This is a genomic window from Methylomonas albis, assembly GCF_014850955.1.
Lineage (GTDB): Bacteria > Pseudomonadota > Gammaproteobacteria > Methylococcales > Methylomonadaceae > Methylomonas > Methylomonas albis.
The window spans coordinates 2,849,711-2,863,330 of the sequence record NZ_JACXSS010000001.1 but is presented as its reverse complement, the minus strand read 5'-3'; the positions used below and the strand labels follow the sequence as shown (position 1 = coordinate 2,863,330).

At 51.3% G+C, this 13,620-nt stretch carries 13 protein-coding genes; 6 read left to right on the top strand and 7 right to left on the bottom strand.

Features of this window, described 5'->3' with window-relative positions:
* Positions 1–262: 262 nt before the first annotated feature.
* Together EBA_RS24930 and EBA_RS13225 are read right to left on the bottom strand one after the other, a co-directional pair.
* Positions 263–475, bottom strand: a complete 213-nt coding sequence (locus tag EBA_RS24930) for a SpoIIE family protein phosphatase (protein WP_192377284.1) — start codon at positions 473–475, stop codon at positions 263–265.
* The gene (locus EBA_RS13225; RefSeq protein ID WP_192375149.1) at positions 417–926 is read right to left on the bottom strand and encodes a PAS domain-containing protein; all 510 of its coding nucleotides are present in this window, start codon (positions 924–926) and stop codon (positions 417–419) included. The genes EBA_RS24930 and EBA_RS13225 overlap by 59 nt, the downstream gene beginning before the upstream one ends.
* A 432-nt stretch (positions 927–1,358) precedes the next feature.
* Here EBA_RS13225 and EBA_RS13220 point away from each other — a divergent pair, with 432 nt between their 5' ends.
* The gene (locus EBA_RS13220; protein WP_192375148.1) at positions 1,359–1,742 is read left to right on the top strand and encodes a hypothetical protein; all 384 of its coding nucleotides are present in this window, start codon (positions 1,359–1,361) and stop codon (positions 1,740–1,742) included.
* Between the two features lie 98 nt (positions 1,743–1,840).
* Here the strand turns inward: EBA_RS13220 and EBA_RS13215 are convergent, their stop codons facing one another.
* The 3 genes from EBA_RS13215 to EBA_RS13205 all read right to left on the bottom strand — a co-directional run bounded on the left by EBA_RS13215 (position 1,841) and on the right by EBA_RS13205 (position 5,345).
* Entirely contained in the window at positions 1,841–2,761 is a 921-nt protein-coding gene (locus EBA_RS13215; protein ID WP_192375147.1) for an NAD(P)-dependent methylenetetrahydromethanopterin dehydrogenase, read from the bottom strand.
* A 396-nt stretch (positions 2,762–3,157) separates the two neighbouring features.
* Positions 3,158–3,769 carry a hypothetical protein gene (locus EBA_RS13210; protein WP_192375146.1) on the bottom strand — a complete coding sequence of 204 codons (612 nt, stop codon included), beginning with the start codon at positions 3,767–3,769 and terminating at the stop codon, positions 3,158–3,160.
* A 700-nt stretch (positions 3,770–4,469) separates the two neighbouring features.
* The gene (locus tag EBA_RS13205; RefSeq protein WP_192375145.1) at positions 4,470–5,345 is read right to left on the bottom strand and encodes a LysR family transcriptional regulator; all 876 of its coding nucleotides are present in this window, start codon (positions 5,343–5,345) and stop codon (positions 4,470–4,472) included.
* 117 nt (positions 5,346–5,462) lie between these two features.
* On the opposite strand from EBA_RS13205, the gene EBA_RS13200 reads away from it, so the two are divergent.
* The 3 genes from EBA_RS13200 to EBA_RS13190 are packed head-to-tail and all read left to right on the top strand — an operon-like array spanning position 5,463 to position 7,379.
* Positions 5,463–5,789, top strand: a complete 327-nt coding sequence (locus tag EBA_RS13200; protein ID WP_064023125.1) for an EthD family reductase — start codon at positions 5,463–5,465, stop codon at positions 5,787–5,789.
* A 42-nt stretch (positions 5,790–5,831) separates the two neighbouring features.
* Entirely contained in the window at positions 5,832–6,437 is a 606-nt protein-coding gene (locus tag EBA_RS13195; RefSeq protein ID WP_064023126.1) for a hypothetical protein, read from the top strand.
* Positions 6,438–6,482: 45 nt separating this feature from the next.
* Positions 6,483–7,379, top strand: coding sequence for an alpha/beta hydrolase family esterase (locus EBA_RS13190; protein WP_192375144.1), 897 nt, complete (start codon positions 6,483–6,485; stop codon positions 7,377–7,379).
* 547 nt (positions 7,380–7,926) lie between these two features.
* Here EBA_RS13190 and EBA_RS13185 read toward each other — a convergent pair.
* Both EBA_RS13185 and EBA_RS13180 read right to left on the bottom strand, forming a co-directional pair.
* The gene (locus EBA_RS13185; RefSeq protein ID WP_225616239.1) at positions 7,927–9,648 is read right to left on the bottom strand and encodes a DUF885 domain-containing protein; all 1,722 of its coding nucleotides are present in this window, start codon (positions 9,646–9,648) and stop codon (positions 7,927–7,929) included.
* Between the two features lie 372 nt (positions 9,649–10,020).
* A complete protein-coding gene (locus EBA_RS13180) occupies positions 10,021–11,478 on the bottom strand; it encodes an MBL fold metallo-hydrolase (protein ID WP_192375142.1) in 1,458 nt (485 codons plus the stop codon).
* A 440-nt stretch (positions 11,479–11,918) separates the two neighbouring features.
* Here EBA_RS13180 and EBA_RS13175 point away from each other — a divergent pair, with 440 nt between their 5' ends.
* Positions 11,919–13,037 (top strand): XdhC family protein, encoded by a 1,119-nt coding sequence (locus tag EBA_RS13175; RefSeq protein WP_192375141.1) that lies wholly within the window; start codon positions 11,919–11,921, stop codon positions 13,035–13,037.
* Positions 13,021–13,614, top strand: a complete 594-nt coding sequence (locus EBA_RS13170; protein WP_192375140.1) for a nucleotidyltransferase family protein — start codon at positions 13,021–13,023, stop codon at positions 13,612–13,614. The genes EBA_RS13175 and EBA_RS13170 overlap by 17 nt, the downstream gene beginning before the upstream one ends.
* Positions 13,615–13,620 lie beyond the last annotated feature (6 nt).

Here is a 13,620-nt window from a genome sequence, read left to right as displayed (position 1 = left end):
ACGCATTTGAGAGAGCAATCGATGTGCCAGATATTATATTATTGTTTTTTAAAGGTATTGGTGGTGGCGGTGGTGTTTTGTTGTTCGTATTTCAGCAGGGGGTGGTTGTGGGGTGCTGCGTTCTGGACAGTGGGGTATGCGTTTGGTTTCTAACTTAACCCGTTCTACACTCGTTCGTTTGCTGAGCCAAGCGTGTTTACCGTCGGGCTGGCGGTAATGTTTGCGGCCTGTTTGAACTAGCCGCAATACGGCTGCGCTTGGACTATGACTGCAACAACGCGCAATCGACAACCAGCAGCGACATGTCGTCCTGCGCTTTATGGGGATCGATAAAATCAATAAACGTTTTATATAACTCGGCTGATTTGTCCGGGCTGTCGAACTGTTGTTTAAACAGAGCTAATGCGCGCGCCTCACTAAAGCTCTCTCCGTCGGCATTTTGGGCGTCGGTTAGACCATCGGAGTATGAAAACAGGCGTTGGGGGTATGGTCTCGAACAGTGCGCGAAAGCGGTTGTCTTTGCTCAATAAATCCGCCGCTTTACGTTTGCTAATATCCCGGATAATTTTTGTCGCGCCGATAATATTCCCTTGCGGACACCTTATTGGTGAAATGCTGATAGATGCCGGAAACTCGTCTTCATCCTTTCGCCGTCGAATCGTTTCATAGTGTTGAATTTGATCCCCCTGCAAGATTCTGCCAAGAATCACTTTCTCCTCGCTATGCAGTACTTTGGGGATCAGTTTTGTAATCGGCTGGCCTAGAATTTCTTGTTCCGTATAACGGAGCATCTGTTCGGCGGCCGAATTCCAATTGGCAACCCTGCCATGTAAATCCTTGCCAATAATGGCGTCTTCGGAGGATTCGATCATTGCTCGATACCAATTATCGGTGTTCTGCCAGTTCGTTGTAATGCCATTTGCCATGATGACGACCTCTATGACTGCGTTCTTGAAATGGGATGCTTAGGCTAAAAAATGAATCTTTCTTGATTGCGGAAGCCGCAATATTAGACGGCATTACAATAAACGCCCCTCACAGGGAAGGCTATTTTTTTGGCGGGTGAGTTTTTGACGGTAGCCTGATTTATTTGCTACGGGCAAGCAGTCTGCGGATTTGCCGCTTAGCGTTAGAAATAGGTGGATATTGCTATAAACCTCTTCGATGATCGAGATCGATAAGCTTAGCTGCTCGGATTTTCAGGTTTTTGCGGTAATACTGGGGATGCTATCAAACTGCAGCGGCCGGTATAGCCATTGGAGACGGTTAACTGCCGGCACGTAGTGGCGAGCAACATTTTTAACCCAAAATTTTCAAACTTAAATTAAGATGCCGCCACAATTTAAACGAGGATGAATATGAACAAAACCGAGGCCATTTTGAGCAAAGGCCAGAAACTCTATGAAGACGATGCCTATATATTTCTGTGGACGAAATTTTTTGGTATCAGCCTGCTGGCACTGACTTCTTACTATGTTTATGTCAAACAAAAGCAGCGACTGATTAAGCTCAATAGTAAGGAAAAAACCTATCTGATGAGCATCAGCTACTACCTGACCCACGACTACGGCCTTAGCCCCAAATTGATGTTGGAAGGTATCAGCCTGTTTAAGGATTTCTCTGCAGTGGTTGCCGATAGAGGCGGCGAATCCTGGAAGACGTTCTTCGCGGAAAACGCAAAAGATAAGGCCAGAACCTATGCCGTGCGCGGCGTCCGTAAGGATAAAAAAGCTAGTGCTTGAACAGGCTAAGCCTTATTGGTTCGACGGTATTTTGCGCAGCTTTTCGACCGGCGAACCTACCGGTCGGGTAGAGTGCTCAGACGACTCAAGCTGCTGCTTTAAATTGATCTTTCCGGCTTGGTGGCTTGCTGTTTCAATACCGACAGCGCAAATTGATACGCTTCGGGAAAATCGATTAGCGCTGCGGTATTGGTTTTTTGTATCTGCTCGTACAAGCCGAACTGGGTTTTATACTTCAAATTACCGATGGCCATGGGGCCTATGCTTAAAAAGCTGATACCGGATACCTCCGCGACAACCCCAAGGTCGTTAAGCCCGATGCCGGCCACGCCGCTAGGGGGGACCGCATTGGTATCGGCGGCAAGGATCAGGTTTTCGGCATGCGCCAAGGCGTTCTCCAAAATGCGCACCCCGGCTCTGGCCGCGCTAATAATGATTTCGGCATCCCGGATCACGCTTTCTTTTTCGTCATTAGTCTGCGCGGACACCCATTCAACCTGGGTGTTGTAACGCTCGCAAAAGCGTTGGGCCGATCTTTCGTCATCGTCGGCAACAAGTTGGCACAATTTCACCTTTGCGCCTTGTTGGGTAGCCAATATAGCCGTGCAAAGACCCACAGGCCCGGTTCCAAATATGGCTACTTTCTTCCCTGACAAGCTTTTGCCGGTCTTCTCATTAAGAACTTGTTCAACCAAGGCGACAATACTGGCGGACGTGGTGTAAGCGCCATTCGGATCGGCGAATACGCCGACCTTAAAAGGTCCCACCATGGCGTTTTTGGCATTTTGAAACATGTCGGTCGCCATATGCACATCGCGTCCGCCGATGAAAATCCCTGTATCGTTAAAGCGATTGGGCGGGCGGCAAAAAATGGCATCTTGAACCATCGCCGATACTTGTTTTGGTTGAACTTTAGTAAACGGCACCACCATATCGAAGCCTGCATCGGCGGCAATGGTGACATCGAATGGACTGATGTTTTCGCTTGGTGTTAAAAAGTACAGGATTCTTTTGGTCATGGTCGATTGGTCCGAGTTAGCTTTATAGGTGGTCTTAATATAGTAGATACCGCGCTAATTACAGTGGGCTGTTAATAAAACTGTCATCCGGCGCAAGTAACCGAGGTGACTCGGCAAACCAAACCGGCTGAGGATGGTAACCGTACTGCGCGGCAAACCAAGAAGCGCTGTGGACAAGCGTTGATGGGTTGGCTGCGGCTCGAAAGAGGGCAGAAAAGCCATAAAACCACCACCTCTCCGGAAGTTGTGGCAAATGCGCCTTGTCCTATTTATAAACCCTCATCCTAACCTTCTCCCGGAGGGAGAAGGGAACCCCGCGCAGGTTCCCTTGAGACAACATCCAATAGAAAAACAATCGCTACCGGTTTTTAAGCCTGATTTTTTATAGCCTTGTTTTCAGGGCGCGCAATTGATGACCAGATCATTGCTAAATTGCCCGACTTCCTTGTCTTTCAGCATATAAATAGCGGTATAGCGGCGCAACTCCGGTTTGCCGGGTTGTAGCAGTGGCCGGTTGTCCGCATACGGCGAAACTGTGGCGCGGCCCAGCAATACCCAGTCGGCATCGTTTTCACGCTGGCAATAAATGTTGATGCCCTCGCTGTTATATTTGGTAAAACTTAAAGAAACTTTCCCGCCGGTTTGATCGATGCCGATTAGATTGGGATTGGAAGTAGCGAGATCGTTGGTATATTCAGCCCCCTCTATGCCCATTTGCGCCCCCAAACCGCCGGTATAATCCGCACGCGCCTTGATCCGTCGAGCTTCGGCACGAATCAGCGATTCGGCTAAGCGGCGGCTGTCATTTTTATCGGCGGTAGCCTGTTTGGCAGTGGCTGCCGCATTATTGGCAAACGCGGTTTTGGCGTGAAAATCGTCGCTGGCGGATTTGAGCGCGGTCAAATTGTCCGCCGCTACGCCGCGTTCCGGCGTCAGATTGGCGAGAAAATGATCGAACCAGACTAAAAAGTCATGGTCCGCGGCGGGGATGAAAGTAGACTTAGGCATAGTAGATTCCTCATTAGTTGAATGTAAAAGACCCACCTCAGATGATTACCCGCCATATTTAGAACTTGTGGCGAGATTTTATGCCGTCCAATGGCCTGTATTTATAATTCAAACCTATGTTTCCAGCGTCCAGTGGCGCGTAGGAAACGTCTAGTCGCCCGTATCCGGCGTGCCGTAAATTGCCGTGCTCTGTAAGCCTTGATATTCCTTGCTTCCAGCATTTGGTCCCAAGGCCCGGATTGGCGCCACTGGAATACTCCGCGCTTCGTAAGGAAAAGCTGGTGAGCAAGCTGGGTTATTTTTCCCCGAGCATATTTGCAAATGTGCGTCGTTTACAAGTTTAAGCCTAGCGCGCCAAATTGTTCGACATATTGCTGGCTTCAACGCACATGGCAATACAAGTTGTTGTCGGTATAGTATAGGAGTTAATTTCATGCAGGGGCTGAAAATGGTTTTACTTACCCCGAACTACGATAAACAGTTTTGCAGGCATCCGCTTCGAGCATTACGAGACGACGAAGATGATGTGGGGAACGAGTATTTTGATGGGGAGGGCAGGAGTCGACCCAAAACGGCCTGTCACGCTTCTCCAAACCGGCCAGTCAGCCAAAGCCAGATTTTGCAAACTGGAGGGCTACAAAGCAGCCGTTGGTGCGAAACTGCAAATTGCCCATTTCTAATTGAGCTAACTTGTGACTTTTTAAAAACTCATCCGCAGACTTTTCAATACTTCTGCCACTTCGGGTTTTGCGGCCGATGAGAGTGGGAATATAGCGCAGATTGTGCGACGAATTTCTGGGTCTGACAGATAACGAACTCGAATCTTATCTGCATTTTTGGTGATGGTGAATTCCGGCATTAGCGCAACACCGATGCCGGCGCGCACCATACTCAGTATCCAATCTTCGCTATTACTTCTATAGGCAGCATAAAGATTGACCTGCCGACCCTGACACACACTCCTCAGTGTTTCACGCAATTCACAGTTCAGGCGATCCAAATAAGGTTCAGTTTGTATGGTTGCTAAATCAATGTGTTGCATTTGATTGAAACGGTGTTTGTCGTTGAAGACAACGACATAGCGTTCTTCGTAAAGCTTTAAAGACTGGTAATGCCCTGCCGGTAAGGATGTTGGTGCGCTGATAACTAAATCCAAGCCATCTTCATCAAGTTGATTCAATAGATTGCATTCATTGTCGACGACTAATTCCAGTTCTACATGTGGGTGTTCTTGCTGAAAGTCAGCGAAGAATGGACTTAAATGGTGTGCGGCAATTGTCGTCATCACTCCGATGCGAAGTGGCACAGTATTTAAGCGGCTGAAACGCACAGCCTCTGCTTTGACAGCTTGCGTCTTGTGCACTATTTCGCGTATCGAAGGTTCGATTAAACGTCCTAAAGCCGTCAACCGACATCCGCTACGATCTCGGCTAAATAGCTCACCGCCAAGTTCATCTTCCAATTTCTTAATTGCTTGCGTCAGCGAGGGTTGGGCCACATAGGTTGCTTGTGCAGCGCGAGTGAACGAACCGTTATCGCAGACGGCCAGAAAATAGCGAATTTGCTGCATTTCCACACTTTGCCCCTTTTAAAATAGGAAAAACCTATTATTTCATAGAAAATATGTATTTTACAGTTGCCATAACTCATTATTTAATATAGTCACCCAGTCACATAAATATTCAAAATTCCTATGAAAGCCGCAAAATTAATCGTAATGTACCCTACGCCAACAGATCTAAAAACGTTTGAACGTCGATATGCTGATGAGCATGTGCCGATGGCCGTGGAAAAGCTGGTCGGCAAAACACGATTTGTCGCCTCATTGATTCTTTCCAATGCAGACAAATCTGCAGCGCAGTTTCATCGGATTGCCGAGGTTTACTTTCCATCACTCGCTGAATTAAAGGCTTGTCTGAATTCACCAGGCGGTCAAGAAACAGCTCAGCATGCCGTTGAGATTTCTAGCGGTGGTGAGCCGTTGTTTCTGATCTCCGAGGTGGAAACCTTTGATTTCTAAACCGACCATCGGATTTAACAAAATCACAGAGGGAGCAAATCAATGTCTAACTCTATCAACAGACTAAAGAAGGTGGTTCATAAGCGCATTAGGTGGCTGAGTCTGCTGCCTGTTGTCTTTTGGGTCGGATTAATGCCGACTATTGTTCAAGCGCATCGCGGTGCGCCTGACGAGGCCGATACTTGCGTTACGAGGGTTGGTTTTGAACGAGTCCATTTCACGGCCTATACCCCCACACTGTCAGGGGATCGGGAATATTGCAGCATCATTCCCGAAATCGGCCCAACTAATTTGGTGTTCGACTACGAAGGTAAACGTCTGCGCAATGTCAGCGTGGAATTCGAAATCACCAAAGAACCTGAAGGGCAAAGGGTTTTTTATCAGCAGCCGAAAAAAGTTAAAAACGGCACTTTCGATAGTTTGGTCGATTTTAGCCAGTATGGTGCTGGTAATTATTTGGCCCACATCGCTATTGTCGACAAGGATAAGCGTCTTGATACGCATATTCCGTTCTCTGTTGGCCTGGAATCGGTTCCGGGAAAAAGCTATATGCTGCAGATTGTGATGATCGGAAGCTTGCTGTTGCTGGCTTATATTTTACTGAAGTTAGCGAATAAGGAAGCACTCAATCACTCACCTGAGGCATGATCGAATGGTACAGGCGAGTCAAGCGAACTTAGGGAGAATATTATTATGAATATGACTCAATTAAAGGTTTATCTTTTAAGAATTAATTCTTGGCAGAGAGTGCTATTCGGGTTACCGATATTAATAATGGTTGTCATGCTTTTGATGGATCATAGTGGCGACTCGGTAGAATTGGGGCAAGCCGCGTATCGGCCTGAGATGCTGCAACGTCTTTGCAAACCTGATCAACTCAGTGGAGACGCTGGAGAGACTTATGGCGAAGAAACCGAAAACGGCATCAAATACAATGTCCGCACACCAGCCAATTATGATGCATCCGTTGCCCACCCACTATTACTGGTATTTTCTCCGGCGGGATCGAATCGGGCTAAAACCGAAAAAACAACTGGGTTCACTTTTCCTGCGACCCAAGCCGGTTTCATCGTGGCCTATGCGGATCATCCGGAATTATCGCCCAGCACTACCGTAGAATTAGGCACCATTCCCAGTTTAATGGCTAAAAAATGGTGTATTGATGAAAAAAAAGTCTATGTTACCGGACATTCCGATGGAGGGACTTCGGCGATGGCATTAGCATTTATGACTGGCACGGGACACATCCCACGAGCCATTGCGCCGAGCGCAGCCGGGGTTGCGTATGATGATTTACGCGACCGCAGATGCCCTGAACCCTTGCCGGTTATGGTTATGCACAGCAGCAAGGATCGCCTGTTTCCTGGTTATGGTCAGCAAGCGGTGGGTTGGTGGGCGGCGTGTAATAAATGTGATCCTATTCCGGATAAAATCGCAAATGGTTGCTCCTCTTATTCAGGGTGTGCCGGGGGCGTAAAAACGTTGTACTGTGAAGGTGATCAAATCCATTCACATTGGCCCGAGCGTACTCAGGATATCATCGAGTTTTTTGTGTCCGCGACTCAAGTTAGCCCACGGGAGGCAAAGTGAAATGGGACCTATATGAATCGTAGTGGGAGCAAAGGTAAACCCGAAAGCAAACGGATGACCCGGATTCCATCTCGGGTCTGCCCCTTTTAGCGGCTGAGTAGTTGGCTGGCAACCGACTCGGCTCGCATTGAGAGCTGGCGGCCTAAAACGGCTGAACAACGGATTGGCTCCAGGTGATGGGGCATTGATAATGTCATTTTGCTAGCCGAATACCGGACAGCCGATTGGGTTAAATGATGCCTTAATTATTAAAATTGGATAGCTACTCCGAGCGGCGGGCTTTGGCCGATCCTTGCCGATCAAGATTTCATGAATTTTGAGATTCTTATCTTTAATTTATCGTTTCCGAAAACTAGGCTTGGGCAATCGGTCAGGAAACTACTGTTGAGCTATGTGCCACCGGGCCATGGGCAATTAACCATACCAATCCCGCCGATGATCCACGCAAGCCGAAATAGCGCTTGCTCAAATTGGCGAGCTAATGAACCGTTTTAGCGCGACATTCGGCCGCTATCGCGCATTTCTATCAGCCACTCCCGATAGCAAGTTAAAGAGCAGGCCCGCTATTGCCGCCCAGCATGGCCTGCCGGATCAACGGAATCGGCGGCGCGCCGTAGGACAGAAAAGTATCGTGGAAGGACTTCCACGCCGCCCGGCCGCCGCGGCTGGCGCTCCAATCCTCTCGTAGTTTGCGGATCATTAGTTTACCCAAGGTGTAATTCAGATAGCCCGGATCGAAGGTACCGCGCGCGGCTTGTTGCTTGGCGGTGCCTGGGTCGCGGAACGCCAGTTCCCGAAACATTTTTTCCGACGCTTCTATGGTCATGCCTTGGGTGTGCAAACCAATTGCCGATAGGAAACGCACGTCGCGGAGCAGGGCATTCAACAATTGGCCGATATGGGTTTGCGCATCGCCCGCGTTCAAACCGGCTTCCCACATTAATTCCTCGGCATAATGCGCCCAGCCTTCCGAGAACGCGTAATTACTGAACAATTGCCCCAGCTTCGACGCAGCGCGGTCGGCATGCAGATGCTGTAGGAAATGGCCGGGCCATACTTCATGCGCGGAGATAAATAGCAGGTTGGCTTTGCTGGGCACATAGGCGGCCTGCTCGGCAGCGCTCCAGGCCGGATCGGGCGGTGCGACGTAGTAGATGGAAGGCAGGGCATGTTCGTAAGGGCCTGGGATGTCGATGTAAGCCGAATTCCAACGTTTGAACGGCGGGGTTTCGGCGACCGCCGCTTCTTCCTGGCCGGGAATCGACAGCAGGTTATTTTCGGTTAAAAAAGCCTTCAACAGTATCAGTTGCCGGCCCGCTTCGACGACCGCGCCGTCGGCCGGTTTTTGCGCTTCCACTTTGGCGACGCAGTCCGGCAGCGACGCCTCCGGGGCGTACTGCTTACACGCATCTTTCAGCTCGGCCAGATTGCGGTCCAGATCGGCGCGGCCGATTTTTTCGAGAGTCTCCAGCGGTATATCGACGCCTTCGCTGGCTTTGAGCATGGCCCGGAACCGCGTGGCACCCAGCGCAAAATCGTCGTTGGCAGTAGCGCGTTGTTGTTCCAGCCAGTCGGCTAGCTCGCGCATCGCTTTGGCGGCGGCCGGCGTTACTGTATTGAGTTGCTGTTGCAAGGACGGATTGTCTACCGAGGCAAACGTCGCCTTGGCATCGATTTCATAGAAGGTCGCCAGACCGGTGAATATAGTCTTGCCGACTTCGATATAGCTGCGCGGCAAAGGCAGCTTTAGATTGGCGCGGATTTGCGCGGTGACCTTGGGGATGTTCGCGGCGTAGTTGATGAAGGCTTGCAGGCGCTGCGCGAGCGGTGCATAAGGGCGCGTCAGATAAAAATTGGGATCCAGGGCCTGCGAATAAAACAGCGGATTTTTCGATGGTGACTTGGCCGATTGCAGCCAGAATAATTCCTCGTCGATTACCGCCTGCAGCTGGTTTTGCTGGAAGCGTTCCGATTCTTTCAGCGATGTATCGCGATAGCCGGCGGCTAATTCGCGCTGCGATTTTAGCCATTGGCTTTGCCGGGCTAAACCGGCCGCACTCCAGTCCGGCAATTTGCCGTCGAATTCATGCCGGCCGGCATTGGCGGCAAAGCTAGGGTGGAGTTCAAAATAATGTTCGACGAACTGGCCGACAAACCCATCCCAGTTTGGGACTGCCTTGGTGGCGGCAAGCGCTTGCCCGAAAAACAGCAGGAGTATTAGGATAGAAACGATGGCTCGCGAGCCGTGGAAACCTATGGTGCGTAACATAGTAGCCCCTTTTTCCGCATGGTGAAGGTTCATCATATAGCAAGGCAATGCTCAGTCAATCAGTAGGATCAGCTTAGTTTCCGATGCAAGCAAAAACTATTCGAGGTTGCCGCCGAGTCGTGCGCCGGCAAATCCTGATTCTCGGGAGGCGCAGACGGTGCGTTCAGTGGTGTTCGCGCGGGTTAGTACCTTACCGCTGACTCGTTTATGGATGCCCCTGTAGCGATGCGGGTCACAAACGAAATAGCGTGGCGGTGTCTTTGCATGTTTGGCCGGTGTGTGCGTGCTTGGAATATCGCCATACGGTTTTTGGGTGCGGATAAATCAGGATCGAGGCATCAGCATTGCGCTATTGCCTCGATCCTTAGCCGGTTACCGGGAAGCTTTGGTAATGCCGATTGCGCTACGCAACTCCGCCAGCGTTACTACCCGTGGGCCGTGTAATGCGGCGATCTGACCGACGTCCAGTTTCAGCTTCTGAATGTTTTCATACAAGTTTAGTGAATACGGATTGACCGAGGTTGGCGCCGGCGCGTTGGCAGCCGGTGGCGTATAAGCGTCGGCTTCGATCAGGATTTTTTCCTTAGGCAAATACACCGCGACAAAGGCATCGCTGTGGCTATTGTCGGCCAGCGAATGAATCTCGATAGTGCGCTTGCCGTCGGATAACACCTGTTTGCCGGCAAAGCTGGTGAAGTTGGCGGTTTTCTTGGACTTCTCCAGCCTATCCGGATTGATGCTGTGCGGATTGGCCCAGACTTTTTCGTAATAGGCTTGATTCGGTTGATGGGTGACGATGGTGGCGCCGGCATCCACAAAGGTGCGCAAGCCGCCGCTGTGGTCAAAGTGAGCGTGGGTATTGACCAGATATTTGATCGGTTTGTTGGGGATGATTTCCTGCAATTTGGCGATCAAGGCCTGCGAGCGCTCTTCGTTCAAAGGCGCTTCGACCAGCACAATATGGTTCAATTGCTCGATAGCCACGCTGTGGTGGGTGCCACCGGTCAGGTAATACACGCCGTCCGCCAGTTTGTTGGCCGCAACGGCAACAGCCGCTGGTTTAAGTGCTTCGGCCGGTACGGCAATATCCACGGCCGGATTGGCTTTTACCGCCGTGACATTCAAATCCAGCACCGGAAAACCGCCCTGCGTGCGGACGATATGGCTGGGGAACTGGCCGCCGTCGAAGGCTTTGTAATCGCTATAACGGGTTTCGACTAAGGTGTCGCCCAGCACCGGATTGTCGATCCAGGTTTTTACCGATTCCAGCTGATGTTTGGCATTGATGGTGCCGACATAGCGGTACTTGCCGCCGATATTAAAAGAAACTTCGCTGCCGTTGGCGATGTCCTTGGTTTCGGCATGATTGGTCAGTGCCGCCTTGAAAAAGCCGTGCGGAGTCGCCCAGATTTCAGCGGCCCGTTCTTCCACGGCAGCCGGTTGTGCAGTCGCCGCCGCATTGCCGGTCGTTGCCACATTCCAGGCATTATAGCCGCTGACGTATTGATCGGCGTTTTGTTCGACCGGCGCCGGACGGTTGCGGCCGGGTTCCACCACTTGCAGACGGGCGATTTGCACCCTGGCGCTGGCGGTGTCGTAATTGATGTCGGCGGTGTAGGCTTTGACGTCGAAAGGCGGCCAGGGTAGATCGGGATTGGGCGCTTGGCCGAACTGATACCAACGGCCGGTGCCGGTGAATTCGATGGATTTGATAGTAGCTGCGCCGGCGGCGTCGCTAGCCTGTTGCAAGCTGCTTTGCTGCAGGGAGCTGCATCCGGCAGCAGCCAGGGCTATGGCTAAAGCTAGCGTGTTGGGTATCGATCTACGCATGAAACATCCTGGGTTATGTAGGGTGTAAAAAAGAATTTTTAATGAACCCAGTGTTTTGCAAGACGCATACCAGGGTGGCTGATTATCATTGGAAATGATTGGACATGCCGTCAACAGTGGCTTGCAGGGTGTTTGGGATTAGAGCCGGTTAGCATTTTGAATGGGATGATGCTGGAAACCCAGCAACAGGTGCTGCTTCGATGCTGCCGAATAGGCAGTGGCGCAGGGTAAATCAAGTCGATCCGCAGGGTACTCGCACATGTATGCAAGCCACGTCTTAAAGACGCCAATCCAGGTTTTTTAAGCGGAAGGGGCTAAGTTTGATCTAATCCCATCCATTCCGAATTCCCAATCTGACGCTTGTAACTAGTTTGCGTACAATTTGAGCTGGAGCTGATATGGCTAGTACAATCGCCCGCAGACCCGTAAGCGAGTAAATCATGGCCAACAACATCAATCATCTGCTCGAAGCCTACCGGCAACTGCAACGCGACGGCGAAGACCGCGTGCTGGCGACCATCATCGAAACCTTTGGCTCGACCTACCAAAAGGCTGGAGCGCGGATGCTGATGACCAAGACCGGCGACCTGATCGGCTTGCTGGGCGGGGGCTGTTTCGAGCGGGATTTGCAGGAGCAGGCCGCTGCGGTATTCGAAACCGGCCATGCCAAAACGGTGTTTTACGATATGCGCTCTGGAGAAGATGTAATCTGGGGCTTGGGACTGGGCTGCAATGGCGCGGTCCGAGTGTTGCTGCAATTGTTATCAGCCGAACAAGATTTCAGTCCGTTGAATTTGCTGGTTGAGGCGGCCGAAACTCAGGCAAGCGGCGTGTTGGTTACCGTGTTCGATTCCGGGCATGCGGATTTTCCAGCCGGCCGCAGCCAGTTTTTGCCGGCGGCCATCGTCGGAGATCAACCGATATTGCCTAGCGCACCGTTTCCGTTTGCCACGGCCGCGCTGCAAACCGCCTTGCAACAAACACCGCGCATCGAAACGCATCTGCTCGACGGTCAGGAAATCAAAACCTTTTACGACCCGGTACAACCGCCCTGGCAATTGCTGATATTCGGTGCCGGTGCCGATGCGATACCGCTGGTAAACTGCGCCAAAGCCTTGGGTTGGCGGGTGACCTTGGTCGATCACCGCCCCGCGCATATCAAGCCCGAACGCTTTCCGCAGGCCGACCTGTTACTGCATCTAGTACCGGAACAGGTGGCGGGTTTGCTGGATTTGAATCGCTTCAACGCGCTGATGTTGATGACGCACAACATCGAATACGACCAACGCTATCTGCAAGCCATTGTGCATTGCCGCGCGCCGTTTATCGGTTTGCTGGGGCCGGCGCATCGCAAACAACGGTTGTTACAAAGCCTGGGCGACAATGCCGCGCTAATCAGCGATCGGGTATTTGGCCCGGTGGGTTTGGACATCGGCGCGCAAACCCCGGAAGAGATTGCGCTGTCTATCATGGCCGGCATTCATGCCCAGCTCAAGGGCCGCAACGGCTTGCAACTCAGCAATGACATCGTCGCAATCAAGCATGAATGCAGTCATTGAGAATGTCCATGCCGTGATCCTGGCGGCCGGTGCTTCCAGCCGAATGGGCAGCCCCAAACAATTGCTGGCTTGGCGAGATCGGCCATTGCTGGTACATGCGCTTACCAATGCGCAAGCCGTGTTGGCGGAGCGGATTGTGGTGGTATTGGGCGCGAATATTGAGGCGATAACAGCCGCAGTTGATTTGAACGGCTGCAAGGTGGTTTTGAATCCGAGTTGGGCGGACGGCATGGCCGGTTCGATTAAAGCTGGTATCCAGGCTTTGCCGGCCACGGCCAGCGCGGCGTTGTTGATGCTCTGTGATCAACCCTTGATTAACGCTGTGCATCTGCACAGTTTGCTTAGCGCTTGGCAAAATGCGCCGGAGCGCATGGTGGTCAGTGAATACGCGGAGTCGTTTGGCGTGCCGGCCGTGTTTCCAGCTGCTTTTTTTGCACAACTAGCCGATTTAACAGGCGACCGGGGCGCCAAGCCCTTATTACTACACTTTGAAAAATCGCTGGTAAAAGTGCCGCTAAAAGAAGCGGCGCTGGATGTCGATACGCAGAGCGATTATCAGCGCTTGCGCGCCTATTAACCAGAT

Excerpts from the sequence above, each read along its gene's own strand:
- EBA_RS13210 (WP_192375146.1), bottom strand. The coding sequence starts at position 3,769 with ATGCCTAAGTCTACTTTCATCCCCGCCGCGGACCATGACTTTTTAGTC.
- EBA_RS13190 (WP_192375144.1), top strand. The coding sequence starts at position 6,483 with ATGAATATGACTCAATTAAAGGTTTATCTTTTAAGAATTAATTCTTGG.
- EBA_RS13200 (WP_064023125.1), top strand. The coding sequence starts at position 5,463 with ATGAAAGCCGCAAAATTAATCGTAATGTACCCTACGCCAACAGATCTA.
- EBA_RS13195 (WP_064023126.1), top strand. The coding sequence starts at position 5,832 with ATGTCTAACTCTATCAACAGACTAAAGAAGGTGGTTCATAAGCGCATT.
- EBA_RS13225 (WP_192375149.1), bottom strand. The coding sequence starts at position 926 with ATGGCAAATGGCATTACAACGAACTGGCAGAACACCGATAATTGGTAT.
- EBA_RS13220 (WP_192375148.1), top strand. The coding sequence starts at position 1,359 with ATGAACAAAACCGAGGCCATTTTGAGCAAAGGCCAGAAACTCTATGAA.
- EBA_RS13215 (WP_192375147.1), bottom strand. The coding sequence starts at position 2,761 with ATGACCAAAAGAATCCTGTACTTTTTAACACCAAGCGAAAACATCAGT.
- EBA_RS13175 (WP_192375141.1), top strand. The coding sequence starts at position 11,919 with ATGGCCAACAACATCAATCATCTGCTCGAAGCCTACCGGCAACTGCAA.
- EBA_RS13180 (WP_192375142.1), bottom strand. The coding sequence starts at position 11,478 with ATGCGTAGATCGATACCCAACACGCTAGCTTTAGCCATAGCCCTGGCT.
- EBA_RS13170 (WP_192375140.1), top strand. The coding sequence starts at position 13,021 with ATGAATGCAGTCATTGAGAATGTCCATGCCGTGATCCTGGCGGCCGGT.
- EBA_RS13185 (WP_225616239.1), bottom strand. The coding sequence starts at position 9,648 with ATGTTACGCACCATAGGTTTCCACGGCTCGCGAGCCATCGTTTCTATC.